This is a genomic window from Bifidobacterium catenulatum subsp. kashiwanohense JCM 15439 = DSM 21854 (assembly GCF_001042615.1).
In the GTDB taxonomy this organism is placed as follows: Bacteria; Actinomycetota; Actinomycetes; order Actinomycetales; family Bifidobacteriaceae; genus Bifidobacterium; species Bifidobacterium catenulatum.
Window position 1 is genome coordinate 269,480 of sequence record NZ_AP012327.1, and the last position, 23,798, is coordinate 293,277.

The 23,798-nt window shown below is 55.9% G+C and carries 24 protein-coding genes; 14 read left to right on the top strand and 10 right to left on the bottom strand.

Annotation, left to right across the window (positions count from 1 at the left end; all coding sequences use genetic code 11):
• Nucleotides 1–72: 72 nt before the first annotated feature.
• From BBKW_RS01035 to BBKW_RS01050, 4 genes are all read left to right on the top strand, one after another.
• On the top strand, nucleotides 73–1,299 hold the full coding sequence (locus BBKW_RS01035; protein WP_033500715.1) for an Mbeg1-like protein: 1,227 nt from the start codon (nucleotides 73–75) through the stop codon (nucleotides 1,297–1,299).
• Nucleotides 1,299–2,504 (top strand): DUF2974 domain-containing protein, encoded by a 1,206-nt coding sequence (locus BBKW_RS01040; RefSeq protein WP_033500716.1) that lies wholly within the window; start codon nucleotides 1,299–1,301, stop codon nucleotides 2,502–2,504. The genes BBKW_RS01035 and BBKW_RS01040 overlap by 1 nt, the downstream gene beginning before the upstream one ends.
• 168 nt (nucleotides 2,505–2,672) lie before the next feature.
• Complete coding sequence (locus tag BBKW_RS01045; protein ID WP_033500717.1) at nucleotides 2,673–3,347, top strand: TetR/AcrR family transcriptional regulator; 675 nt, start codon at nucleotides 2,673–2,675, stop codon at nucleotides 3,345–3,347.
• A 161-nt stretch (nucleotides 3,348–3,508) separates the two neighbouring features.
• The gene (locus tag BBKW_RS01050) at nucleotides 3,509–4,699 is read left to right on the top strand and encodes a pyridoxal phosphate-dependent aminotransferase (protein ID WP_033500718.1); all 1,191 of its coding nucleotides are present in this window, start codon (nucleotides 3,509–3,511) and stop codon (nucleotides 4,697–4,699) included.
• Between the two features lie 281 nt (nucleotides 4,700–4,980).
• Here BBKW_RS01050 and gnd read toward each other — a convergent pair whose 3' ends face one another.
• The 3 genes from gnd to BBKW_RS01065 all read right to left on the bottom strand — a co-directional run bounded on the left by gnd (nucleotide 4,981) and on the right by BBKW_RS01065 (nucleotide 8,155).
• Nucleotides 4,981–5,874 (bottom strand): phosphogluconate dehydrogenase (NAD(+)-dependent, decarboxylating), encoded by an 894-nt coding sequence (gnd, locus tag BBKW_RS01055; protein ID WP_033500720.1) that lies wholly within the window; start codon nucleotides 5,872–5,874, stop codon nucleotides 4,981–4,983.
• A 214-nt stretch (nucleotides 5,875–6,088) separates the two neighbouring features.
• Nucleotides 6,089–7,417 (bottom strand): GntP family permease, encoded by a 1,329-nt coding sequence (locus tag BBKW_RS01060; protein ID WP_033500721.1) that lies wholly within the window; start codon nucleotides 7,415–7,417, stop codon nucleotides 6,089–6,091.
• A 186-nt stretch (nucleotides 7,418–7,603) separates the two neighbouring features.
• Nucleotides 7,604–8,155, bottom strand: coding sequence for a gluconokinase (locus BBKW_RS01065; RefSeq protein ID WP_033500722.1), 552 nt, complete (start codon nucleotides 8,153–8,155; stop codon nucleotides 7,604–7,606).
• Nucleotides 8,156–8,431: 276 nt separating this feature from the next.
• On the opposite strand from BBKW_RS01065, the gene BBKW_RS01070 reads away from it, so the two are divergent.
• Entirely contained in the window at nucleotides 8,432–9,166 is a 735-nt protein-coding gene (locus BBKW_RS01070; RefSeq protein WP_033500723.1) for a FadR/GntR family transcriptional regulator, read from the top strand.
• A 194-nt stretch (nucleotides 9,167–9,360) separates the two neighbouring features.
• Here BBKW_RS01070 and BBKW_RS10005 read toward each other — a convergent pair whose 3' ends face one another.
• A complete protein-coding gene (locus tag BBKW_RS10005; protein ID WP_081962249.1) occupies nucleotides 9,361–9,549 on the bottom strand; it encodes a Vacuole effluxer Atg22 like protein in 189 nt (62 codons plus the stop codon).
• A gap of 259 nt (nucleotides 9,550–9,808) precedes the next feature.
• Between BBKW_RS10005 and BBKW_RS01075 the strand changes: the two genes are divergently transcribed.
• From BBKW_RS01075 to BBKW_RS01085, 3 genes are read left to right on the top strand one after another with little or no spacing between them, the layout of a single operon-like run.
• Nucleotides 9,809–10,132: a type II toxin-antitoxin system RelB/DinJ family antitoxin gene (locus tag BBKW_RS01075; RefSeq protein WP_033500724.1), complete on the top strand. Its 324-nt coding sequence runs from the start codon at nucleotides 9,809–9,811 to the stop codon at nucleotides 10,130–10,132.
• A complete protein-coding gene (locus BBKW_RS10665) occupies nucleotides 10,122–10,511 on the top strand; it encodes a hypothetical protein (protein ID WP_033500725.1) in 390 nt (129 codons plus the stop codon). The genes BBKW_RS01075 and BBKW_RS10665 overlap by 11 nt, the downstream gene beginning before the upstream one ends.
• A 58-nt stretch (nucleotides 10,512–10,569) precedes the next feature.
• Nucleotides 10,570–11,157 carry a MerR family transcriptional regulator gene (locus tag BBKW_RS01085; RefSeq protein ID WP_284699136.1) on the top strand — a complete coding sequence of 196 codons (588 nt, stop codon included), beginning with the start codon at nucleotides 10,570–10,572 and terminating at the stop codon, nucleotides 11,155–11,157.
• Between the two features lie 174 nt (nucleotides 11,158–11,331).
• Here the strand turns inward: BBKW_RS01085 and BBKW_RS01090 are convergent, their stop codons facing one another.
• A complete protein-coding gene (locus BBKW_RS01090) occupies nucleotides 11,332–12,678 on the bottom strand; it encodes an MFS transporter (protein ID WP_144314072.1) in 1,347 nt (448 codons plus the stop codon).
• Nucleotides 12,679–13,004: 326 nt separating this feature from the next.
• Between BBKW_RS01090 and rpmB the strand changes: the two genes are divergently transcribed.
• The 3 genes from rpmB to rsmD all read left to right on the top strand — a co-directional run bounded on the left by rpmB (nucleotide 13,005) and on the right by rsmD (nucleotide 16,970).
• Entirely contained in the window at nucleotides 13,005–13,199 is a 195-nt protein-coding gene (gene rpmB / locus BBKW_RS01095; protein WP_003807649.1) for a 50S ribosomal protein L28, read from the top strand.
• Nucleotides 13,200–13,566: 367 nt separating this feature from the next.
• Complete coding sequence (locus tag BBKW_RS01100; protein ID WP_033500726.1) at nucleotides 13,567–16,305, top strand: ATP-dependent DNA helicase RecG; 2,739 nt, start codon at nucleotides 13,567–13,569, stop codon at nucleotides 16,303–16,305.
• A 56-nt stretch (nucleotides 16,306–16,361) separates the two neighbouring features.
• Nucleotides 16,362–16,970 carry a 16S rRNA (guanine(966)-N(2))-methyltransferase RsmD gene (gene rsmD / locus BBKW_RS01105; RefSeq protein WP_269446988.1) on the top strand — a complete coding sequence of 203 codons (609 nt, stop codon included), beginning with the start codon at nucleotides 16,362–16,364 and terminating at the stop codon, nucleotides 16,968–16,970.
• 47 nt (nucleotides 16,971–17,017) lie between these two features.
• Here the strand turns inward: rsmD and trmD are convergent, their stop codons facing one another.
• The 4 genes from trmD to rpsP all read right to left on the bottom strand — a co-directional run bounded on the left by trmD (nucleotide 17,018) and on the right by rpsP (nucleotide 19,343).
• Entirely contained in the window at nucleotides 17,018–17,947 is a 930-nt protein-coding gene (gene trmD, locus BBKW_RS01110) for a tRNA (guanosine(37)-N1)-methyltransferase TrmD (protein ID WP_033500728.1), read from the bottom strand.
• A gap of 101 nt (nucleotides 17,948–18,048) precedes the next feature.
• Entirely contained in the window at nucleotides 18,049–18,636 is a 588-nt protein-coding gene (gene rimM / locus BBKW_RS01115; protein WP_033500809.1) for a ribosome maturation factor RimM, read from the bottom strand.
• Nucleotides 18,637–18,657: 21 nt separating this feature from the next.
• The gene (locus BBKW_RS01120) at nucleotides 18,658–18,891 is read right to left on the bottom strand and encodes an RNA-binding protein (protein WP_003811858.1); all 234 of its coding nucleotides are present in this window, start codon (nucleotides 18,889–18,891) and stop codon (nucleotides 18,658–18,660) included.
• 2 nt (nucleotides 18,892–18,893) lie between these two features.
• Nucleotides 18,894–19,343, bottom strand: a complete 450-nt coding sequence (gene rpsP, locus BBKW_RS01125; RefSeq protein WP_033500729.1) for a 30S ribosomal protein S16 — start codon at nucleotides 19,341–19,343, stop codon at nucleotides 18,894–18,896.
• A 428-nt stretch (nucleotides 19,344–19,771) separates the two neighbouring features.
• On the opposite strand from rpsP, the gene BBKW_RS01130 reads away from it, so the two are divergent.
• Entirely contained in the window at nucleotides 19,772–20,806 is a 1,035-nt protein-coding gene (locus tag BBKW_RS01130) for an endonuclease/exonuclease/phosphatase family protein (RefSeq protein ID WP_033500730.1), read from the top strand.
• Nucleotides 20,807–20,928: 122 nt separating this feature from the next.
• Here BBKW_RS01130 and ffh read toward each other — a convergent pair whose 3' ends face one another.
• On the bottom strand, nucleotides 20,929–22,578 hold the full coding sequence (gene ffh / locus BBKW_RS01135) for a signal recognition particle protein (protein ID WP_033500731.1): 1,650 nt from the start codon (nucleotides 22,576–22,578) through the stop codon (nucleotides 20,929–20,931).
• 76 nt (nucleotides 22,579–22,654) lie between these two features.
• Here ffh and BBKW_RS01140 point away from each other — a divergent pair, with 76 nt between their 5' ends.
• On the top strand, nucleotides 22,655–23,212 hold the full coding sequence (locus tag BBKW_RS01140; RefSeq protein ID WP_048349487.1) for a helix-turn-helix domain-containing protein: 558 nt from the start codon (nucleotides 22,655–22,657) through the stop codon (nucleotides 23,210–23,212).
• Nucleotides 23,203–23,736 carry a hypothetical protein gene (locus BBKW_RS01145; RefSeq protein ID WP_128832442.1) on the top strand — a complete coding sequence of 178 codons (534 nt, stop codon included), beginning with the start codon at nucleotides 23,203–23,205 and terminating at the stop codon, nucleotides 23,734–23,736. Before BBKW_RS01140 ends, BBKW_RS01145 begins: the two co-directional genes overlap by 10 nt.
• Nucleotides 23,737–23,798: the final 62 nt, after the last annotated feature.

A 23,798-nucleotide genomic window follows, 5' to 3' on the forward strand; every position in this document is an offset into this window, starting at 1 on the left:
GTGTGCGAGAACATGTGGGGAAATGCGCGTGGTGGCATGTGGTCGGAGCCGCGAACGGGCTAAAGTTGAGGCATGGGCAATGTGGTGGATTATGTGCGCCGAGAGTTCCGCGGGTTTGGCGAATTGGCGTTCAGCAATGTCGATTCCTTGGTGCTTTCCGAGCTTTCCTACATGCGATTGCTGGGTTTGGTTCCAGTATTCGGCGAGGCCAAGTCGGTGGCGACCGTGCCGATTCGTGAATTGCTGCGCGCCGAAAGCTACGATGAGATGTTTGTTTCGAATTCCTCTGAAATGAATGATTACCGGCTTTCGCTGCTGCGTGCGGTTTGCGAATCACCGCGATTCCGCGGATTGCGGGTGGGGGAGTATGCCGAACGTTTGGATGAGGGCGAGCAGCAGCAATTCGCTGCGATGACTTTCGATTTGGGTGCCGATTTCGGCTTATATGTTGCGTTCCGTGGCACTGACGGCACGCTCGTCGGTTGGAAAGAGGATTTCAATATGGCGGTGCGTTGCCCAGTGCCGTCGCAAGAATCGGCATATCGATATGCGGACTCAATTTTGGATAGGACGGAACGTTTGCTCTCGGCGAAAGAATCGCCCGGCATTATGATCGGCGGGCATTCCAAAGGCGGCAACATGGCGGTATACGCGGCCATGCAAATCACACAAAGCGATATTGCAGCGACCAGCGAGCGCGCGCAGCGGCTCGGACTGCTACCGGCACTCGGCGGAAGCGTGCCGGGACGCAACTGCAGAATCTCCCGCATCTTCTCACATGATGGGCCTGGAATGTCGCAAGTCATGGTGCATAGCCGCGCATATCAGGCAATCGCGGCACGAATCGACAAGACCGTGCCGGAATCCTCCATCATCGGCATGCTGCTGCAATCGCAAATCAAACCAACCCTCGTCAAAGCCGACGCCATAAGCATTCTGCAGCATATGGGATCAAGCTGGCAGGTGACGCAATCCGGCGAATTCGAGCGGGCAAGCGAGCTGACAAGCGGCGCGCAACTCATCGGCAAAACCATTGATGGATGGTTCGACCGCGTAAGCCAGGAACAGCGCGAACGGGCCATCAACCAGATGTACGACATCTTCGCAGCAGCGGGGTACGGTAATATCGCTGATTTGGCGGCGAATTGGACGGATTCGCTGCCGAAAATCGTGGCGGCCGCCAGGGGCACCGACGTCGAAACGCGCGAACTCATCAAAGATGTGCTCAAGGCGATTCCAGCCAGTGCGGCGAAAGTCGCTGTCGGTGAACTGCGCAACGACAAGGAGGGGGATGCGTGATGGGCAACATTATTGACTATGCGCGCACGGAAACGCGCAGTTTCGAGGCATTGCCGTTCCGCGAGGCCGACGCATTGGTGTTGGCACAGCTTTCGTACGACGAAGTGCCGAAATGCGTGCTGCTATTGGACGATTTGGTAGCGAAATACGGTACGTTGCAGGCGCGTGCGAAGCAATTCGATATTCGACGTCCGATCGCATCATTGCGTATGCTGCGCACGCCCCCGTTTGGCGGTGCGACGATTGCGCGTGCCGATGACGAGCTGAACCACGACAAGCCCGTAGCCGACCATGACGTGGAGAACGTGGGATTGGTCGATCCGCAGGTGACGCACGACTTCTACCATGCTGTGGCGGCGAACCCGCGGTTTTCCGACGTTGAAATGAGCGCGTACTGCGAGCAGTTTGATGGCGACGCGCAAACGCAGTTCGCGGCAGTGACTTTCCGGCTACCGTCGGGAACGTTGGTTGTGGCGTTTCGAGGCACCGATGATTCGCTGGTCGGATGGAAGGAAGACTTCAACATGGCCTTCCAATACCCGGTTCCAGCACAGGTTTCCGCAGCTGAATACCTGAAAAAAGTCGCCTCGCTGTGGGATGGGCCGATACTGCTGACCGGTCACTCCAAAGGCGGTAATCTGGCCGTATATGCGGCCATGAACGCCGAAGACGAGATCAAGGATCGTGTTGAACGCATCTACTCGCTCGACGGGCCGGGCTTCCCCGAGGAAGTGGTGAAAAGCTTCGAATATGCGAGCGTGAGCGACCGCATCGTGAAAATCGTGCCGGACTCCTCGGTGGTGGGCATGGTGTTTGAAACTCCCGAACATTGCGTGGTGGTGAAATCCGACGTGGATGGCATCATGCAGCATTTCGCCTTCTCGTGGCAGATGCACGGGGGTGAATTCGCCAAGGCCGAAGATGTGGCCGACAGTTCAGTGGTGTTCAACAAGTCGCTGAACGGCTGGCTTGCGGGACTTTCCAAAGAACAGCGCGAGCATGCGGTCGACGCGCTGTTCTCCGTGCTCGAAGCTTCCGGGGCGGGCAGTATTTCCGCGATCGTGGCAGCCGGTCCGAAAGTAATTCCCGAAATGCTCGGCACATATGTTGGCTTGAGCAGTGCGGATCGGCGCAACATCAATCAGGCGCTGGTGATTCTGTTGCAGGCGGCGCTCGCGCGCAATCCGAAAGTTCAGCGAAAGTGAAGTGCGAATGAGGTGTGAGCACTGTGCGAACATGGGCGGGCGCTGTGCATGTAGCGTACTTGTGTCGTAAGCGTGAATTCGTATACGACATTTGCCGAAATTTGGTCTAGACAGCTTGTACAATAAATGTGGTTATAAGGCAGCGTGACTAATTATCAGGGGGTACTGATGCCACGACCACGCAGAGACTCAGAAATCCTGCCGGCGAAAGAACGTCTCGAAAACGCATTCTGGGAGCTGCTTTCGGAACGCGAGTACAACAAAATCACCGTCACCGACATCGTTCGCGCGGCAGACGTGAATCGCAATTCCTTCTACTACCATTTCTCCGGACTGCCGGAACTCGCCGACTCCGCAATCCTGCATGCCGTTGAAAACACGCCAATGCCGGGCGTACCGGGACGAGATTTCGATCCGGACGTCGAATGGCGCAAACACGTCACCGCACTACTGCGCGATCCGGAACAGCGCCAGCGCCTCGACCGACTGGCATTGCTAGCCGGCCCGCACAGCTCGCCGGAACTCGTCTCGTCACTCAAGGAATTCGGGCGACTCACCATGATTTCCGTACTTGGGCTGAACGCCGACAATCTCGATCTGAAAACCGATCTTATGCTTGACTTCACAGTCGGCGGAATGCTTTCCGTACTGCAGCGCTGGCCGAAACTGCATGAGAAACTGCCGATCGACACCGTATTCAACGAGGACGTCGCCGTGCTTGCGGCAGGCATGTTCATGTCGATGTCGAAAGCAGACATGCTCGAATATTGGCGCAGGATCTTCAGCGAAGGATTCGTGCCCAGCATGGCGATTTCGCAACAGCAGCCGCCGTCTGCCAAGTGACCATCGAAAGCCGGCTGTGACAATCCGGTGGTAAAAACGATATAGCGGCGTTTTTCCGCGGATTGCCCTGCGAAAAACGCAAATGTGCGAACACATGCGAACGTGCGTGGCAGCGCGAACGTGCGAAAGCGCGAAATGAACGAACGACGGGGAGGTTGTCCATGATCAACGAAGCCTACAAAGCCATGCTCGGCGGAAAATCCGTAATCCGCGAGCTGAGCGAATATGCGACCGTGCGCGGCGCCGAAATCGGCTATGAGAACGTGTTCGACTATTCGCTGGGCAATCCGAGCGTGCCCTGTCCGCAAAGCTTCACCGACGAGATGATCGCCCTGTACCAGGGGGTGGAACCGGTCGCATTGCACGGATACTCACCGTCGCTGGGCATTGCCTCGGTGCGTGCGGCCATTGCAGAAAGCCTCAACCGTCGTTTCGACATGGACTACACGGCCGACTACATCTTCCCGACCACAGGAGCAGCTGGCGCGCTGGCCCACGCACTGCGCGTGGTGACCAAGCCGGGGGACGAAGTCATCACGTTTGCCCCCTACTTCCCTGAGTACCAGCCATACGTCAACGGAACCGGCGCGCACCTGACCGTGGTGCCAGCCGATACCGAAAGCTTCCAAATCAACTTCGAAGCGTTTGAACAGGTGTTGAACCCGGGTACCGCCGCGGTGCTCATCAACACGCCGAACAATCCTTCCGGAGCCGTCTACTCCGCCGAAACGCTGACACGACTGGCTGAAGTCCTGCGTGCCAAGCAAGTTGAATACGGCCATGACATCTTCTTGATCTCCGACGAACCGTACCGCGAAATCGTATTCGATGGGGGTGTGCAGCCGTATCCGAGCAAGTTCTACGACAATACGCTCTCGTGCTACTCGTACTCCAAGTCGTTGTCATTGCCGGGCGAGCGCATCGGCTATGTGGCGGTGAATCCGCGTGCCACCGACGCCGAACTGATCGTGCCGATGTGCGGGCAGGTCAGCCGCGAAACCGGACATAACTGCCCAGGATCCAGCGTGCAGCTGGCTGTGGCCAAGGTGGTGGACGAGACCAGCGATCTTTCCGTATACGAAAAGAACATGAACCTCCTGTACGACGCGCTGGTGAGGCTCGGATTCGACGTGGTGCGCCCGGGTGGTACGTTCTACATCTTCCCGAAGGCGCTTGAGGAGGATGCGAACGCGTTCTGCATGAAAGCCAAGGATTACGATCTGATTCTCGTGCCGTCCGACAGTTTCGGTGTGCCCGGCTACTTCCGCATGGCGTACTGCATCAACACGGAGAAGGTGGAGCGTTCCATCGCCGCGCTTGAAAAGTTCGTGCACGAAGTCTACGGCCGCTGAAAAAGTCGTTTGCGCTATATGTGGCAGGTTTATGCGGAAAACGACGGTTAGGGGGGATAAAACCTGCCCCCTAAGTGACGTTTGGCCTAGTAGGTCTGCCACATATAGCGAATATCATCTTTCCTGAGATGGGGAATCTGCCACATATAACGAATATTGTTTTTTGATGTGTGCGGATATGGGTTCGCCCGAAATCGGTGGAGGCGGGAGACCGGGCGAAATCTACGAAACGAGATGCATGGTCGGCGCGTGGTACGTGGCGCTCGCCGACCATGACGCAATCAGTGTGTGGCAATTTCGTCAATCTTGGTGACGTGACCGCCGAACTGGGCGCGCATGGTGGAAACTACGCGCAGAATGTCATCCGCACCGCCGCGGGAAGTCTGACGTGCGTACAGTGCGGCCGCGGTGGCGGGGGTTGGTACGCCCAGTTCGAGAGCCGCTTCGATCATCCACTTCGCCTCGCCGGATTCGTTGGCCACCGGCGGCATGGACTGGAGTGTCGGATCCGACTTGAACGCGATGGCCAGCAGATCGAGCAGCCAGGACTGCACTACGGAGCCGTCTCGCCACGAGCTCATTACGGCGGCCGGATCCTTGATGAGGTCGGATTTCACCATAGTGGCAAAACCTTCGCCGAACGCCTGCATCATGCCATATTCGATGCCGTTGTGCACCATTTTGGCGAAATGGCCGCCGCCAACCGGTCCTGCGAGCACGAGTCCGGAATCGCCCTCAGGCTTGAGCGCTTCGAAAATCGGTCGGGCGCGTTCAAAATCCTCTTCGCTGCCACCCACCATGAGCGCATACCCGCGGTCGATGCCCCACACGCCGCCGGAAACACCGCAATCCATGAAGTGAATGCCCTTCGGCTCGAGTTCGGCCGCGTGACGCGCGTCATCGGTGTAACGGGAATTGCCGCCATCGATGATCATGTCGCCGGGCTCAAGTAGTTCCGCCAATTCGTTGATGGTGCTGTCGGTCGCCTCGCCTGCGGGCACCATCACCCACACGATGCGCGGCGCGGTGAGCGCGGTCACCATCTCTTCGAGGCTTGCCACGGTGCGATCCGATTCGGGGGAGCGGTCGTATCCGACCACCTCGTGCCCGGCTGCCGTGATGCGCTTCGCCATATTGCCACCCATTCGGCCCAGACCGATCATTGCCAACTGCATGATGTTCTTCTTTCTACGGTTGTGTTTGATGTGGAATTGTGGATTTGATTGGGATTGGTGCCGCCCGTACATCGCTGTCGCCTTCCGCAATGCAGAAGAGAAGGCGACAAGCAACAGATGGACGGCAGGTCTGTAATTTCTGCATCTCAGATATGTTGTTCAGATATGAGACGTGCGAATCGTATATCTCAATTCATGTGTGGAATATCGTGCGTCAAAGCACTAGCGAAAGCAGCATGACGCAACCCAAGCCGGTGACCGACAGAATCGTTTCCATTAACGACCAGGTCTTCAACGTCTGGCCGACAGTCATGCCGAAATACTCCTTGACCAGCCAGAATCCAGCATCATTCAGGTGTGAGAAGAACACGGATCCTGCGCCGATGGCAAGCACCAGCAGTGCCAAATGCGTCGGGCTCATGCCGGTGGCGAGCGGCACCATAATGCCGGAAGCGGTGACGGTGGCGACGGTTGCGGAACCGGTGGCGAGGCGGATGAGCACGGCGACCAGCCAGCCTGCGATCAGCGGATTCATGGCGGATTCGGTGATCGAATTGGCGATCACGTCACCAATGCCGGAATCGACGAGCGTCTGTTTGAAGCCACCACCGGCCGCGACAATCAAGATAATGCCGGCGACCGAGCTGAAGGATTGGCCGACCATGCCGTTGACGGCGTCACGGGAGAACTTCTGCAGGTAGCCGAGGGCGACCATGGCGAAGACGGTGGTGATGAGCAGCGCGGTCAACGGAGTGCCGATGAAAGCGAGTGCACGACCCCACGTGGTTTCGCTTTGACCGGTCAGATCCACGATGGAAGCGGCGAGCATAAGCACGACCGGCAGCAGGATGACGGCGATTGCGGATGCGAAGGACGGGCGGTTTTCCGCGGATTTTGGCGCTTCGGCCTCAGCCTTGTTTTCGGGGGCAGTGATCGGCACCCACTTGGCGGCGAGTTTGCCGAAGATCGGGCCGGAGATGATTACGGTTGGGATGGCTACGAGCAGGCCGAGTGCCAGGGTGATGCCAAGGTTGGCGTTCAATGCGCCGATTGCGGTGAGCGGGCCGGGGTGCGGCGGCACGAACGCGTGCAGGGTGGAAAGGCCTGCGAGGGCCGGAATGCCCAGCAGCACAACCGGTGCCTTGGCGCGGCGGGCTGCGAAGAGCACCACCGGAATGAGAATGACTACGCCGACTTCGAAGAACATGGGAATGCCGACGATGAACGCGATCAGTGCCATTGCCCACGGCAAGCGTTGCAACGGCGTTTTGGCCATGATGGTGTCGACAATGGTGTCGGCGCCGCCCGACTTGAACAGGATCGTGCCAATGATCGAGCCAAACGCGATGAGTAGACCGACGTTGGCGATGGTGGAGCCGACGCCGGAGGTGAAGCTGCCGAACGCTTCGTCGTATTCCACGCCTGCACATACGGCCATCGTGAACGAGCCGGCAAGCAAGGAGAGGAACGGATGCACTTTGCATACCGCGATAAGTAGAACGATGATGGCGATGCCGATGATCGCCGCTGCAATGAGGTTCATGAATCCTCCTCGATTCATGGGTTTGGCGTGCTAGATCTGTCCGATTCTGGAGATTCGGACATATGGAAGCCCATTTTGGGTGCGTACGTGTCCGTTTCTGCAGAATCGGACGTTCGCAGGCTGGTTTTGGGTGTGTGGCTGTCCGTTTCGGCAGAATCGGACACATTTGGACCAGGGGATGGCGGGTTAGGCGGCCTGGGTTGCGGTTTGGGCTGTCACGGTCGCGGCCACGGTTGCCGCATAGGCGTTCAGCGCTTCGATGGCACGGTCGACCATTTCGTCGACGCTGCCTTCGATGGAGATTTCCACGCCGTTCTCTTCGGGAGCAAGCGGCTCAAGAATGGCGAACTGGCTTGGCAGTAGCGCGGGCGGCATGAAATGGCCCTTGCGTTCGCTGAGTCTCTGCTGAATGAGCTCGTGGCTGCCGTTGAGGTGAATGAAGAATGTGGGCACGTCCTTGGCGAGCACCTCGCGGTAGCTGCGCTTCAACGCGGAGCTGGACACCACAGTGTTTTCGTCGAGCGCCTCGCGTGCCACCATCCAGGAGTTGATGACGTTCAGCCACGGCCAGCGGTCCTCGTCGGTGAGTGGAATGCCGGCTGACATTTTGTCGATATTTGCCTGCGGATGGAAGTCGTCGCCTTCCGCGTATACGTATCCGAGTCGTTCATGGATGGCTTCTGCGACGGTGGATTTGCCACATCCTGCAACGCCCATCACCACTACGTGAATGCTCATGTTGCTCTCCTTGCTATTGACGATCCTGTGCCGCTTCGCACCAGGAATAAGATTACTATAAACCGTAAAAGTAGTATCAGTCAAATAAAAAGTACTACGAATTGGAAAAATCGTGTGACTTGCTATGCTGGAGATAGTGCAAAATGGCGGTAAATTACGCAATCGCAGATATGCAATCATCTGCGATTTGTGATTGCTGTGCGTGTCGCAGAATATGTGAAACATACCGTGAAACAAAGCAGGCATGTTGTGGAGTGGGCAAGGGAGGAGCGATCGATGGCTGAAGGCACGGTAATCGCAGAAAATGCCGGCGGTGAGCTGATGCAGGATTCGGTGAGTCGAACGCTCGCCATCGAAATGCTTGACGGCGAGTGGAAGGCTGGCGAAAGCCTTACGTTGGAAGCCTTGCAAAGTCGTTTCGGTATTTCCAGAACCGTGGCGCGAGAAGTCGCGAAAACACTGGAATCCATGAATGCGGTACTCGTCAAACGTCGCATCGGACTTGTCGCACGCCCATTCGGCGAATGGCAGGCGCTCAACCATCAGGTGATTGAATGGCGCCTCCACTCCGCGCAACGCGAGCAGCAGCTGTCGTCCCTCACCGAACTGCGGCTAGCGGTCGAACCGGCTGCAGCAGCTTCCGCCGCACGTCTTGCCCCCATCGACGTCAAGGCGAAATTCCCCGTGTACGCGGCGCAAATGCGGCAGATCGCCGAAGCCAACGAGGAAGGCGAAGCCGGGCTCGCACAATTCCATGATCTTGACGTGGAATTCCATACGCTGATCCTGCATGAAAGCGGCAACGAGCTGTTCGCCGCGCTTTCCGATACCATCGCCACCGTGCTGCGCGGGCGCGTGGAACTCGGCAAATACCCGATGAAGCCGAAGTCCGCCGCGCTTGACGCGCATGATGCCGTAGCCGACGCGATCGCCAAGGGAGAGCCTGAACGTGCGCGCAGCGCCATGCTCGACATCGTCGACGAAGTGGCACGTGCCCTCAATTTCTTCTGATTTTCGAATCAACATTGCGTTTCTTCGCAGACTCTGAAGAAGAATGCAATTGCGATTACTACGCGGTCGACTCTTGCCATGCATGACTTTTCAGACGTAAGTTGACATCGGAAAAACGGCATCACCTAGGAATGCGCACGCAGAATCAATCGGTTGTGGCGATTGAATCTACATGCGCATTGAGTAGACAAGTACTACTTACGGGTGGGGTCTTTTTGCGGGAGGAGGAAGATGAGGGCGACGATCAGCAGGATTGCGATTGAAAGCACGCCTACCGAAGCGTTGCCGGTCAGCGACGTGGTCGTGGCCACCAGGGAGGTGCCGATGGTCGAAGCGGTCTTAGGGAAGAAACAATAGTGAGACCGGGGAACCCTTGAAATCATCGGGGAATCATGGTGGCGATGCATGCGATTAACACATGTTGTTAACACAGATGTGGAATGAGGAAGCGCGTGAGGCCCGTGGTCTGCGACGTATGAGTGTGACCGTGAGCTCCCCAGCTGATGAGCGCAAAGTCAGAGATTGGTTTCACGCGGGATTGTCCCGATGTCAAGGTCATGATGCAAAAGCGTTAAGCATCCTACGGATTATATTGAGAAAAGAAGTCATTAGTAATATAATTGGCTTTGGAAAGGATTCATTATGAGCACTACCACTGTTCGCATGGATGATGATCTCAAAGCCGAAGTGAACGCCATTCTTGATTCCATGGGATTGAATTTCAATACGTTCGTGAATATGGCCAGCGTGCAGTTGGTGTCGCAGCGTCGTATTCCGTTCGAGGTGAAGGCGCCTGAACCCGTGCTGCCTCGCGTGGGACGTGTTGCCGCCAATGGAGTTACGTACCGTGGGGTCGACGAACAGGGATATCCGGTGGTCGAAGTGCCGAACGCCATGGTGTTGAATCCAAGCCGGGGCGCCGATGGTGTTGCCGTACTGCCCAAGGCGTGGCGCGATGGCGAATAATCATGATATTCCGGAATTGATGCCGGTTCCGGAGCAATTGCATGTCTTCGACGTGTATCGCATGCAGGTGCGGTTCGAGGATGATCCGACGAAATCACGCAACCATTACGTGGCCGCCATCGTCATACAAGCCGACGACGACGGTGGAGTGGCTGTGAAACTGACCAGCAATCCAACCTGGCATGGGGCGGGCGATGTGCAACTGCCCGAGTATGAGCATGCCGGGCTTACCCATCTGACGACCGCTCGCTGCGCGCAGCTGGTGCGGTTCCTCCGGTCGGATCTACAGGGATTCACCGGTAGATTGAGTCGGAATGATGCCATACGTGTGGCCAATGCGGTCGGCGAGGTAAAGCCTGAAGAACAGGTGTGGCTGTAATTCTGTTCTGCCGTCTAACTGGTTCGGGGTATTCACTGTGAACCAGTGCGCAATTGCGATGGTCGGATGTCTTTCTACAGTCCTTTTTCTCAAAGGACTCGGCTTCAAGCTGGAGCAGATTCGCTCGATTCTGTCGGACGAGCGGCCGGAACGGGTGCTGGTTGATTTGCTGGATCAGCAGACGGCATCCTTGCAGTCGGGTATCGCCGAGCAGAAGCAACGTCTTGATGACTGCTTGCAGCTGCGCAAAGCACTGACGGTCTCGGCGTCGGACTTCGTATCGTCAACATTAACCGACATGGCAACCGTTATGAACACCACAACCACTCATTCCCTGCGTACCACATATTTTGTCATGCTGGCAATCGCATTGCCCGCGACTTTGTTGCAAATTGCATGCCTCGTCATCGGTGTGATGACAGACGTATGGTGGCCGCTGCCGGTCGCCGTTCTGCTGGCGATTGCGCTCACTGTTGCGGCGATGAAGTACTATCGCTCCCGCGTGCAGTACCTATGTCCGGCTTGCCATGAGACCTTCCAGCCGGGTATGCGAGAGTTCGTATTCGCCGCACACACGCCCAAGACACGCAAGCTTACCTGCCCGCATTGCGGTCACAGGGGGTACTGCATGGAACTCAGCATCTGAAAGTTTCTGATTATAGCGTTCGATTTACCAACGGTAGTTGTCGCAGAATTTGCGACAACTACCGCCCTGTCAAAATATGTGCGTTGTGCAGGGCTAAATTGTTTCAGGTCGCTGCTCGGGCGGTAGGGTCTGCCGTTTTATCGCTGCTTCGGCGTTCCTGTTGCTGATTGGACATTACGCTTGCGTTGGGTCCTTCTGCAGGAGCAGGAAGATGAGGGCGACGATCAGCAGGATTGCGATTGAAAGCACGCCTACCGAAGCGTTGCCGGTCAGCGACGTGGTGGTCGCAACGAGGAAAGTGCCGATAATCGAAGCGGTTTTGCCGAAAATATCGTAGAAACCGTAATATTCGTTGGCACGGTTCTTTGGGATGATCTTGCCATAATACGAGCGCGACAACGCCTGGATACCACCTTGGAACAAGCCGACAAGAATCGCAAGAATCCAGAATTCCGTAGCGGAACGCAAGAAGAACGCGGCGAACAGCACAATGCAGATATAAGCGATCACGGCGGTGGCGATCATGGTTTTTGCGCCAAAATGCCCAGCCAGCTTGCCGTACGCGATTGCGCTCGGGAATGCCACGAACTGCGTGACCAGCAGCGCCATTACCAGATGCGTGGAGTCGATGCCTAACTGCGTGCCGTATGAGGTGCTCATGGAAATCACCGTGTTCACCGCGTCAATATAGAAGAAGAACGCGATCATGAACATCCACAGCGGCTTGTTCTTGCGGATTGCGCGAAAAGTGGAGCCGAGCTCTGCGAGTGTGCCGCGGATGGCCTCACCGGTCTGACCCGCGGTAGCGCGGTAATGCACCTGCTTATAGCTGGTGAGCAGCGGAATGGTGAACGCCACCCACCACAATGCGGTGATTACGAACGAAGCGCGCGTGCATGCCACCGTGGACCATCCGAACAACGACGGACCGCCGAAAATCAGCGCGATGCAGGCGATGAACGGAATCGTGGAGCCAATATAGCCCCATGCGAAACCATGTGAGGACACACGGTCCATACGCTCATTCGATGTGATATCGACCAGCATGGAATCGTAGAACGTGAGAGAACCGTTCAGGCCGACCGTGGCGAGAATGCACACCACCAGGAAAACGAGCCAGCTGAGCGGCAACGCCATCGCACAGCAGGCGACCACGCCCGTCAGGAAGAATCCGGTGAAGAACTTCACCTTCATGCCCTGCACGTCGGCCATGGATCCGAGCACAGGCATCATCACCGCGATGATCAGCGACGCGATGGTCTGCGCGTACCCCCATGTTGACACGATATTCGATTGGCCGGCGGACTGCAGCAGCGAGTTCGCGTAGATTGGCACGACGGCGGTCGACAGCATCACGAATGCGGAATTGCCGACATCGTAGACGATCCACTTTTTTTCGCGGGTGGTGAGTTTTGCGTTGGGTTTCAGCAGATTTTCTGCGGATGTTGCGGATGTTGCAGAAGCTGCGGGCGTGGAAGTTGCGTCGGGCGCAGTTGTGGGCGCTGTTGCGCGTTCAGACATGATTGTTGACTCTTTCGAATAAACCGTCAATTCACTGTTGTATACACTACAGTTCATCTTAAATGGACGTAAGGGATGCGCTCTGCCGTTACGCATGAACAATGCATGAACATTGCGACTGATGCGTGATTGATGTTCAGTATTGTGAACAAGCGCCATGACTCCGGGGAATCCAAGGCGATTTCTATCCACAGGTTTGCAATCTGGTTTGCGATTGGCTGGGGCTGGTTGTATAGTTGAGAAGTTGTGTGTTCTGCCGTGCATTCAGTTGTATGGTGTCGAACGCGCAGACTTGCAAGTCAATAGTAATTTATAGGGAGTCCATTATGGCAGCTCGTTGCGCAGTGTGCGGCAAGGGACCGCAGACCGGTTTCACCGTTTCGCACTCACATATTCGCAATAAGCGCACCTTCCGCCCGAACCTGCAGCCGGTTCGCACCACCATCGACGGCGAGAACGTTCGCGTTCGCGTTTGCGTCAAGTGCATCAAGGCTGGCAAGGTTCAGCGCGTTGAAGCGTGAATCGCGAAATAACAGCTTGAAACCCCGGTAGACCACTGGTCGCCGGGGTTTTGCTTTGTGCGCCTAGGTCATGAGCGTCCGGATTGTTCCAGTGGGTGGAGGTTTTGGAGCGTTGGTGGGGTTCTGAGCGTACCGATTCTTCCAGTGGGTGGAACAATCTTCCCGTCGGAAGGCTGTGTTGCGTCCGGATTTCTCCAGTGGGTGGACGTTTTGGGTCGTTGAGTGGCTTGTTTGCGGGGTGATTGTTCCAGTGGGTGGAGGATTTTGCCCGTTGAAGGGCTTGTGAGCGTCCGGATTGTTCCAGTGGGTGGGGAATTTTGCCCGCTGAAACCGCATCTGTCGGCATAAATGGGGAGAATGGTGCGTTATGAGCACCACACTGGAAACACCGATTTCATCAATCGAAAGCAACCGCCGCAGGGTTGGCGCGCTGAAATCGCTTGGCGTGGTGTCCGTAGGCGACGCCCTGACCTACTATCCGTTCCGCGTAACCGACCCCGTTCCAGCACACGCACTGCACGAGGCGAAAATCGGGGAGAAAATGGCATTCGCCGCGCATGTGCTCGAAACGCGTGTTTTCCCCATGGCTCGTCGTGGCTTCCGTCTGATCGCAACAGTCACCGACGATGATTTCGCAGCCCGTCGCAACACCCCAAAATCGTTGGCGTCGCTGGTTTTCTTCTCATATCGCAAATCGTATGTCGACTGGGTGCAGCGCAAATTGCACACGGGAGCGCTGCTGGTCGTCGCAGGCGAGCCAAGCGTGTATGACAATCGTTTGCAATTCACACATCCCGACCTGCTTACCATCAATCCCGTGCAATCGCAGGCAGAAAGCGGGGAATGGAATGACGGTTTCGGCGATCCTGCAAATCCACCGCTTGGTAATCTGAAATACGATGCGCAAACGGTTGATGAAGCATTGAAACGAGTCTGCCGTCCGCGACCGGTATATCATGCGAATTCCAGGATTTCCAGCGAACATATTCACGAATCGGTATTGAAATACATGGATGCGTTGCGTGGAAGCGAGTATTTGCCATCGCAAACGCCAAATAATTCCTCGGATAATATCGCACAAGAAGGGGAGTTTGACGCTCCTCAAGTAGATCGTGAAGTGCAGATTAAATCGTTGTCTGTTGCTATTCCCGACATTATTCCGGAAGATTTTCGTGAGCAATATGGGCTTATGCATCGCGCTGAAGCATTCATGGCGATTCATGATCCGGTCGATCGCAAGAATTTCGACAACGCCCTGCAAACGTTGCGATACGAGGAAGCGCTGATCTGCCAGACCGCACTCGTCAAAGCACGCGACGCATCACGCAAAAACAAGGCGACCGCATGTTCCGTAACGCGGTTGAAAGACGATTTCATTGCCTCACTGCCGTTTGCTCTGACGAGCGGCCAAAGGCAGGTTATTGCCGATATTTCCGCCGATATGACGCGCGACTACCCCATGCAACGATTACTGCAGGGCGAGGTTGGATCCGGCAAAACCGTGGTCGCGGTCGCAGCCATGATGCAGGCTGTGGGATCAGGCAGGCAGGCCGTGCTTGTAGCGCCAACGCAGGTTCTTGCCGAACAACATTATGCGAGCATTTCCAAAATGGTGGCGAAATTGACGGATGCAGACGATAAAACAGCTTCTGAAATCCGGGAAAATACTGCGCCAACGAAAGCGTCAGCAATCCAACAAAATGGGGAATCCGCACAACAAACTATCAACAATAATGCTGTGGATAAAGGTGCACAACTTGCCGATCTGCTTGACATAGCCGAAATTTCCAATGTGGATAACTCAAATAACGACAATTCGATTACATTACGAAGTGAGCAATCGCATATTTCCGATGCACAAAAAGTGGGTATTCCAAGCAAAGGGAACGATATATTCGGCACAAAAGATGGGGAAATTCCCGTCTTTCTCCTTACGGGAGGCATGCGACTTGCCGAACGTCGCCGCGTACTCGCCGCAGCCGCATCAGGCATGCCCTGTATCGTCGTGGCGACGCACGCCGCATTTTCCAAGAGTTTCCAGGCACCGAACCTCACACTGGCGGTAATCGACGAACAGCATCGCTTCGGTGTGGAGCAACGCGAATCGTTGAATTCCAAGGGGGCTACTGCGCCGCATCTGCTGGTCATGACGGCCACGCCGATTCCGCGCACCGCAGCCATGACCTGGTTCGGCGATCTTGATATTTCTGCGCTGACCGAACTTCCTGGCGGCCGCAAGCCGATTCGCACATTCGTGGTGCCGGAAAGCAATGCGTCGCTGATGGGCGAAATGTTCGCCCTGATCCGTAAGCGCATTGATGCGGGGGAGCGCGCCTACGTGGTCTGCCCGCGTATCGACGACGATTCCGAGAATGCGGACGACGTGTTGGCGGAGTCGGCTGCTTCAAGCTCGAAAACCACGGGCTCGCCGGTTCCCGCCTTTGACGAAGCATACGATCTTGGTGAAGACGATGAACAGCGCGCGCAACGCCCCCCGTTGCATTCCGTCGCAGAAATCGTGGAGCGTCTGCAATCGTTGCCGCAATTCAAAGGCATTCGATTCGCAACATTGACCGGGCGCGACGATGACACCACAAAATCGCAGGTTATGGCTGATTTTGAAGCCGGCATAACGCCGATTCTAGTGGCGACCACGGTGATCGAAGTCGGCGTGGACGTTGCGAAAGCCAGTTGCATCGTGATCTTCGACGCGGATCGGTACGGACTTTCGCAATTGCACCAGTTGCGAGGGCGCGTCGGCCGTGGCGGCACCGATTCGGGGGCTTTCCTGATTTCGCGTGCGCCTGCGGACAGTGACGCCGCCCGCCGTCTTGACGTGATTCAGGGCACGTTGGATGGTGCTGAAATCGCACAGGCCGATTTGGAATTCCGTGGAGCCGGCGACGTGCTCGGAGATGCGCAATCCGGCGGAAAAACGGGATTGAAGCTGCTGCGCGTGGTCAAGGATATGAAGATCATCGAACAGGCACGGGCCGAGGCCACGCAGCTTGTTGCGGCCGATCCCGATTTGCTTGGATTTGTGCAGTTGGCTGGAGCGGTATTGGATTTCACGCGCGGCAACGAAATGTTCCTGACCAGCAATTAGTTTGGCACGCCTAAAAGAGCCGGGCGCGCCAAAATTAAGCCCGCCACGCTAAAGTAGTGCGTATGCGCGTAATTTCAGGACGATTCAAAGGTGTGGCATTGACCACACCGAAGTCGGGTACCCGACCGACTACAGATCGCACCAAAGAGGCGATTTTCTCGCACCTTGATTCGTGGGGAGTGTTGGACGATGCCCGCGTGCTCGATTTGTTTGCAGGAACCGGCGCTTTGGGCATCGAAGCATTGAGCCGTGGCGCGCGAGAGCTGGTAGCGGTGGAATCCTCCGCTCCGGCGGCCGCATTGATCGCGCAGACGCTGACCGCGTTGAAGCATAACCGTTCGTGGGAACATGGCATGAGCGCCCGCGTGGTGAAGGCCCGCGCGGAAAAATACGCGGCTTCGGCTTCGGCCGTTGAACCGTTCGACATGGTGTTCATCGACCCGCCGTACGCCTTCGAAACGAATGATTGCAACCAGCTGCTCGCCGATCTTGCCAGCCGTGGACTGACCTCCAGCAACACGGTGATCATGCTGGAACGATCTACCCGTTCCGAAGCTCCCACGGCCCCCGCAAACTGGGAAATCACCGATCGGCGCGACTATGGCGAAACCGCCGTCTACTACATTGAACCCAGCGAGCCAATCTCCGATAACGATCAGCAATAATCGCAAAAAACTTGCGATTATTCCGCGTAAAAACAAGCGTTTGAAAGCTAGCGTTTGCGCGGGTGAGCGGCGGAAACCTCCCAACCGAGCGCCATCAGCGTCTTGCGATCGGCTTTGTCGAGTTTGGTGCAATCCAGCGCTTCGATCAGATCCGGACGCAACTCGTCGGTTTTCTGGAGCGCCTCATCACGGCGGAAACGATCCACTTTCGCATGATTGCCGGAAAGCAACACGTCCGGAACCTTGATGCCACGCCATTCGGCAGGCTTCGTGTACTGGCGATGTTCCAACAGCGCGTTCTCGCCCGTATACGATTCCTCAACAATCGATTCTGCATTGCCCATAAAACCGGGCAGCAGTCGCGTAATTGCCTCCAACATGACCGAAACCGCGACCTCACCGCCGTTCAACACATAATCGCCGATCGAATATTCACGCACGTCAATGCCTTGCGCGCGGTAATACTGCGGAATACGCGCGTCATACCCCTCGTAACGGCCGCAGCCGAACAGCAGATGATCGGCATGACTCAATTCCGTCGCATCCTGTTGTGTGAACAGTGGGGCGGAAGGATTCGGGAAAATCAGCACAGGACCTGCGGACGATTGTGCAGTGTCAGTTTTTCCGGAATTGCCGGATTCTGCGGGAACTGCAACAGTTGCAGAATTGCCAGAATCGCAAGTATCGCAGGAATCTGCGGAATCCTCCATATTTTCCATATTTTTCGTATTTTCGATTGTAGCCGGCTGAAGCTGCAGCAGCTCGTCAAGGCATTCGCTCCACACCTCTGGCTTCATCACCATGCCCGCGCCTCCGCCGACAGGAGTGTCATCGACGGAATGGTGCACGTCGTGCGTCCAGTCGCGCAGATTGTGCGCGGTCACTTCCACAAGACCTTTCGTCTGCGCTTTGCCGAGCAGACTGAGGTTCAGCACTTCGAAATATTCCGGGAAAACAGACACGATATCGATCTTCATAATGTTCAGAATACCGGGATGTCTGCCAAGTGACGGAAAACGTAAAGGTGGGCACTGGAAATCCAATGCCCACCTTGAGATAGATATGTGATCGCAAACGATCACAGACCCGGAATAAGTCCTCCGGGCGGATCGAGGGTCAGATAGCCCTCTTCGAGGTCGATGTCCGGCACGAGCTCATCCACAAACGGCACAAGCGCGCTGTTCTCAACCACAACGCCGTCGGCATCCTTCACCGGATTGGCGAGACGAATCTTCAGCAGCCATTGGGCCACTTCTATCACGTCAACGACTTTGCCGACCACCACGCCCGGTTCGAGACCAAGCATATTGTTTTCGGCTAGTCGCACCTCAAGGCCGATGAGGTCTTTCGGATACCACTCGTCGGCTTCAAGCATGTCTTCCGGATCGTCCGCCTCGCCATACAGCACAATGCCGTTGGCCGCTTCGGACTGGTCGCGGTTGTCAATGCCCTCGAACTTGACGATCCAACGGTTTTTGAAGGTACGGGAGTTCTCCACCACATACTCTTCTTCGCCGTCTTTCGTGTACAACACAGCACCGGGAGCGAACCGGTATTCCGGTTCGTCCGTAAAGATTTGCACGGTGACTTCACCTTTGAGTCCCTGCGCACGCCCGATACGACAGACCCTCAGCAGCTCGGGCTGTTGAGGGTCGTCAGAATGCATATCACGCACCACGCTAGGATCTCACCTGCGCACGTCCATGATGTCGACGCGCACCTTGTGGTCGGCCAGTGCCTGCACCACGGTGCGAATCGCATTTGCCGTGCGTCCGCTGCGTCCGATGACGCGACCGATGTCTTCCGGGTTGACGCGCACGCGAATGAGTTCGCCACGCGCGTTCTCATGGGACTTCACTGAAACATCGTCGGGAAAATCGACGATGTTCTTAATCAGATGTTCCACAGCCTGGGCGAGCATGATCACTCAGCTTCCGCAGCCGGCTCTTCAGCCGGAGCTTCCTCGGTAGCGGCGGCTTCGGCTTCAGCCTTGGCCTTGGCGTCAGCTTCGGACTTTGCAGCCTTCAGCTTCTGAGCCTGGGACTCAACGGCCTCAACGCGAGCGGCGGCATCCGGACCGGCCTCAACGGTCTTCAGGGTGCCTTCAGCGCCTTCAAGGCCCTTGAACTTCTGCCAGTCGCCGGTGATCTTCAGCAGGTTCAGCACCTGTTCGGTCGGCTGGGCGCCGACGCCGAGCCAGTACTGAGCACGCTCGGAATCGATGACGATGGTCGAAGGCTGGGTGTTCGGGTTGTAGGTACCGATTTCTTCGATGGCGCGGCCATCACGCTTGGTACGAGAATCCATGATCACCACGCGGTAGAACGCGTAGAACTTCTTACCCATGCGCTTCAGGCGAATCTTGGTTGCCAAAATGGCTCTCCTTGTATAACTAGGGGTGTGCGTTTCGTTTTCTGTGTGGGGCACGGAATCCGAAACCCACGTGTTCCTCACGTCACGCGATAGTTAGAGGGCCTCGCGCGCGCGAATAACTTAACGATTATAACCGTGGGGTACGGACGGATGGGTCTTAGAATGTTTTCCGCTCTACGCGACTTTCCGAATCCATGCAAAACCGGGAAGTCGTTTGTCTGATTCTGCGGAAACGGTCAATTATGCGGCGAATATGATGCTTTGAATGACCGAATCGGCAGAATCGGACATTTGCTGGCATTCGTGAGATGTTTGCGTGGGTCTACATGGCGGAATCGTCGGAATCAGGCAGGCTGGCTACACTTGGAGGTTCCGAGTTTGCGTATGTCCGTTCGGAGTGAACGGTTTGCATAGGGGGAGTTGCCTGAATGATTATCGCGCTTTGGATTGCGTTGATTATTTGCGTTGTATGGATTGCGCTTGGCGAGATGCCGGCTGGTTGGGATGGTCGTTTGCCGCTGCCGTATTTGATTGCGTTGATTCCGTTGCTGTGGATTCCGACGCTTGTGATTGCCGTCGCCGGTTTCGCGTTGCATGAGCCGGCTCTCGGGGGAGTCGCTGCGGCGGTCTGTCTTGCGTCGCTGCTGCGCAAAATCGCATATTGGATGGAAAATCTCAATTCTCCCAATACTGCGCAGAGGGTCGCCGAAAAACTTGCGGAAAAGCGTGAAACATCTCGTGAAACAGGTGATGAAGCTGTTGCGGAATCCGCGAAACATGGCCGTTTCCGTGTGATGACACTCAACTGCAGATTCGGTCGCGCCAACGCTGCGGCAATCGTCAGTGCGGTCAAAAAACATGATATTGCAGTACTTGCATTGCAGGAATTGACAGACGATCTGGTTGCGCAATTGGACGCTTCGGGATTGTCTGATTTGCTTCCGTATCGTCAGTTGGGGGAGAATAAGGGAACGGATAATGGCGGATTCAACGGTGTGTGGATTCGTATTGAACCAAGCGACATGTCTCCGGTCACTGCGGTGATTCCCGCGGCCGACGTGCCGGGCGTGTGCTTCCCGATCGATTCGATGCGCGGCATCACGTTTGTTTCGGCACATCCGAAGTCGCCGATGCGCGGATGCAAGGAATGGTCTGCCGGCATCATCGGTTTGGGGGAATTGGCGACCACGCAGAAGCAGGGCGACATTACCGTTGTGTTGGGTGATTTGAACTCCGGTACCGATCATCCAAGCTTTCGCAAGCTGCTGAATGCGGGATTCAAGGATGCTGCCTTGTGCGAGGCGAAGGGCCGTCATGCCACGTTCCCAGCATGGCTGCCGTGGCCGCGCATCATTCTCGACCATGTGCTTTTCACCAAGGGATTGGACGCTTCCGACGTGAGTTCGTTCTGCGTTGAAGGCAGCGATCATCTTGCGCTTGTTGCCACGCTGACGTTGAAGTAGTTGATGGCGATTATGCGGTAGTCGATTCATCTGAAAACAACTGATTGGAGTACGTAAAAAGGGGATGTGATTCGTATTGAATCACATCCCCTTTTTACGTTACTGTTTTCGCGTCGCTTGCTTTAGTGCAGCAAGCCAGACAATCCGCCACCAAAGTTCGGTGGCAGCTCACCGGCATCGCCCATCATGTCTTGCAATCCGGCAGGAAGTGCAGGATTCTGCGGCTTCTTGGCAAAAGCGGAACCGCCGGACGACTTACCGTTGGAGTTCTTGCCGGCAAGCTTGTCGCGCAATGCTTTCTCTTCAGCCTCGCGCTTCATCGGATTGCCGGACTTACCGCCTTTCTTCTTGCCCTTCTTGCCTTTACCCTTGCCTTTGCCGCCGCCCATGGCAGGGCCGCCAAAGCCAGGCATGCCAGCGCCAGCCTTGTTGCTCATACGCTTCATCATCTTCGCAGCCTGCTCGAAACGCTGCAGCAGCGCGTTTACCTGCGAAACGGTCACGCCGGAACCGTAAGCGATACGAGCTCGACGAGAACCGTCAATAATCGAAGGGTCACGACGTTCCGCAGGAGTCATCGAACGAATGATGGCCTCAGTACGATCGATTTCCCTCTCATCGAACTGCTCAAGTTCTTTACGATGCGCGGCCATACCCGGAATCATGCCAAGCAGATTCTTCATCGGACCAAGCTTGCGCACCTGCTGCAGCTGATCGAGGAAATCATCCAAACCAAAGGAACCATCGGAAATCTTGATGGCGGCCTTACGAGCTTCTTCCTCGTCGAACTGCTTCTGCGCCTGCTCGATCAGGGTAAGAATATCGCCCATATCGAGAATGCGAGAAGCCATACGATCCGGGTGGAAAACCTCGAAATCCTTCAGGCCTTCGCCAGTGGAAGCGAACAGAATCGGCTTGCCGGTAACGGAGGCGACCGAAAGCGCGGCACCACCACGGGCGTCGCCATCAAGCTTCGAAAGCACCACGCCGGTGAAGTCCACGCCCTCATCGAACGCCTTCGCCGTCTGCACGGCATCCTGACCGATCATCGCGTCGATCACGAACAGGATTTCGTTCGGCTGCACGGCGTCGCGAATATCGCGAGCCTGCTTCATCAGCTCTTCGTCAACGCCGAGACGGCCTGCGGTATCAATGATGACCGTGTCGTACAGCTTCTGTTTGGCCAGCGCAACAGCGTCACGCGCCACCTTCACCGGATCGCCGGTGGTCAGACCCGGGGAAGCAACGGCTTCGCCACCATCGGACTGCACACCCTTTTCCGGAGCGTACACGGGCACGCCTGCACGTTCGCCAACCACCTGCAGCTGCGTCACTGCGTTCGGACGCTGCAAATCGGCCGCGACCAACAGCGGAGTGTGGCCGGAATCCTTCAGCCAGTAGCCGAGTTTGCCTGCGAGGGTGGTTTTACCAGCACCCTGAAGACCGGCAAGCATGATGATGGTCGGCGGATTCTTCGCAAAATTCAGCGGGCGGTCAACACCAGCGCCAAGCACGGCCGTCAACTCTTCGTTGACGATCTTCACGACCTGCTGGGCCGGATTCAGTGCCTGGGAAACCTCGGTGCCGAGCGCACGCTCGCGGATTCGACCGGTGAAGGAACGCACCACGTCGAGCGCCACATCGGCGTCGAGCAGCGCGCGGCGGATTTCGCGGATTGTACCATCGATATCAGCCTCGGAAAGCTTGCCTTTGCTCTTCAGATGCTTGAACGCATTCGAGAGCCTATCTGTCAAAGAACTAAATGCTGCCATAATGTTCCTCAGTCTAGCCGTCCCGCGGGAAATTTCGCATCGGCGTTCGGGTTGCCAATAGTGTAGACTTGCATATATGCAAGCCGATGAACTGTTACGAGAGCTTATGAAGAACGCCGGTCTGAACGCGGCGGATTTTTCGCGTGCTTCGAACATGGCTGAATCCGTTGTCTCGAGAACGTTGAGTGGCAAAACCGTTCCCACTTTCAATAAGGTTGATGCTGCGGCGCGTACTTTGGGATATGAGCTGACGCTTTTCCCTTTGGAGCGTGTGACTGTTCGCGTAATCGGCACTGCAATGAGTGATCTCGTGCAGTCGATTCAGCAGTATTCGGGAACGGAAGAGCAATGGACCCGTGTTTCAGCCGGAATGCGCAATCTGATGGAATTTCCTGATGATGAGCCTGCTGATTTTAAGAAAGTCACTAAGGGGATGGACGTGCGTTGGCAGGCCTTTATGGCTGGGCTCTATGACTATCAGCACTGGAGTAAAGGGGACGTATCCCCTCAATCGCTGAAACTTGATGCTGAGTGGACCCCGTTGCGAAAGATTTATCGGTCCGCCACGCCTCCGGATGAGTTCTTTGCGTGGTACAACGTAATCATTCCGCGAGGTGAGCTGCTATGGAAATGACCAGACAAAAACTGATGCAGCTTCTTGATGAGCTGATTGAAGAGTGTCATACTCGCGGAATCGAAGGAACTATCGCCATTTATGGCGGGACCGCGATGGTCTACTACGTTCCGGAATTGCGAACTACACAAGATGTCGATTCCATGTTCCGTCCTTTTTCTGAAATTCAAAGCGCGGCGGAAGTTGTCGGGAATCGTAATAATGTGCCAAATAACTGGCTTAATATGCAAATCCATGATGTTATGCCGCCCATAGGGGATGACAATCCGGAAGTGTATAGCGATGCTAATGGTTTGAAAGTTACGTTTGATTCGAAGAAATATCTTCTGGCGATGAAAGCGATGTCTGATCGTAGATCGCAGAAAGACCTTGATGATGCGGCAGTGCTGTTTAATGCTTTGCGGCTGAAAAATTGGATGGGTATTGATGAGATTGTTCATCAATACTACGGCGTGGAATCTGCGGGTGCTCAGGAACTCTTTTTTGAAGATATCGAAGATCGTGCCGATGAGATTCGGAAGTAAAGATAGATTTAGGAATGACTTTTATGTTTCTGATATGAAATTGGCCGGTCTGGGGTAGACCG

Excerpts from the sequence above, each read along its gene's own strand:
- BBKW_RS01035 (WP_033500715.1), top strand. The coding sequence starts at position 73 with ATGGGCAATGTGGTGGATTATGTGCGCCGAGAGTTCCGCGGGTTTGGC.
- BBKW_RS01040 (WP_033500716.1), top strand. The coding sequence starts at position 1,299 with ATGGGCAACATTATTGACTATGCGCGCACGGAAACGCGCAGTTTCGAG.
- BBKW_RS01045 (WP_033500717.1), top strand. The coding sequence starts at position 2,673 with ATGCCACGACCACGCAGAGACTCAGAAATCCTGCCGGCGAAAGAACGT.
- BBKW_RS01050 (WP_033500718.1), top strand. The coding sequence starts at position 3,509 with ATGATCAACGAAGCCTACAAAGCCATGCTCGGCGGAAAATCCGTAATC.
- gnd (WP_033500720.1), bottom strand. The coding sequence starts at position 5,874 with ATGCAGTTGGCAATGATCGGTCTGGGCCGAATGGGTGGCAATATGGCG.
- BBKW_RS01060 (WP_033500721.1), bottom strand. The coding sequence starts at position 7,417 with ATGAACCTCATTGCAGCGGCGATCATCGGCATCGCCATCATCGTTCTA.
- BBKW_RS01065 (WP_033500722.1), bottom strand. The coding sequence starts at position 8,155 with ATGAGCATTCACGTAGTGGTGATGGGCGTTGCAGGATGTGGCAAATCC.
- BBKW_RS01070 (WP_033500723.1), top strand. The coding sequence starts at position 8,432 with ATGGCTGAAGGCACGGTAATCGCAGAAAATGCCGGCGGTGAGCTGATG.
- BBKW_RS10005 (WP_081962249.1), bottom strand. The coding sequence starts at position 9,549 with ATGATTTCAAGGGTTCCCCGGTCTCACTATTGTTTCTTCCCTAAGACC.
- BBKW_RS01075 (WP_033500724.1), top strand. The coding sequence starts at position 9,809 with ATGAGCACTACCACTGTTCGCATGGATGATGATCTCAAAGCCGAAGTG.
- BBKW_RS10665 (WP_033500725.1), top strand. The coding sequence starts at position 10,122 with ATGGCGAATAATCATGATATTCCGGAATTGATGCCGGTTCCGGAGCAA.
- BBKW_RS01085 (WP_284699136.1), top strand. The coding sequence starts at position 10,570 with ATGGTCGGATGTCTTTCTACAGTCCTTTTTCTCAAAGGACTCGGCTTC.
- BBKW_RS01090 (WP_144314072.1), bottom strand. The coding sequence starts at position 12,678 with ATGTCTGAACGCGCAACAGCGCCCACAACTGCGCCCGACGCAACTTCC.
- rpmB (WP_003807649.1), top strand. The coding sequence starts at position 13,005 with ATGGCAGCTCGTTGCGCAGTGTGCGGCAAGGGACCGCAGACCGGTTTC.
- BBKW_RS01100 (WP_033500726.1), top strand. The coding sequence starts at position 13,567 with ATGAGCACCACACTGGAAACACCGATTTCATCAATCGAAAGCAACCGC.
- trmD (WP_033500728.1), bottom strand. The coding sequence starts at position 17,947 with ATGAAGATCGATATCGTGTCTGTTTTCCCGGAATATTTCGAAGTGCTG.
- rimM (WP_033500809.1), bottom strand. The coding sequence starts at position 18,636 with ATGCATTCTGACGACCCTCAACAGCCCGAGCTGCTGAGGGTCTGTCGT.
- BBKW_RS01120 (WP_003811858.1), bottom strand. The coding sequence starts at position 18,891 with ATGCTCGCCCAGGCTGTGGAACATCTGATTAAGAACATCGTCGATTTT.
- BBKW_RS01130 (WP_033500730.1), top strand. The coding sequence starts at position 19,772 with ATGATTATCGCGCTTTGGATTGCGTTGATTATTTGCGTTGTATGGATT.
- ffh (WP_033500731.1), bottom strand. The coding sequence starts at position 22,578 with ATGGCAGCATTTAGTTCTTTGACAGATAGGCTCTCGAATGCGTTCAAG.
- BBKW_RS01140 (WP_048349487.1), top strand. The coding sequence starts at position 22,655 with ATGCAAGCCGATGAACTGTTACGAGAGCTTATGAAGAACGCCGGTCTG.
- BBKW_RS01145 (WP_128832442.1), top strand. The coding sequence starts at position 23,203 with ATGGAAATGACCAGACAAAAACTGATGCAGCTTCTTGATGAGCTGATT.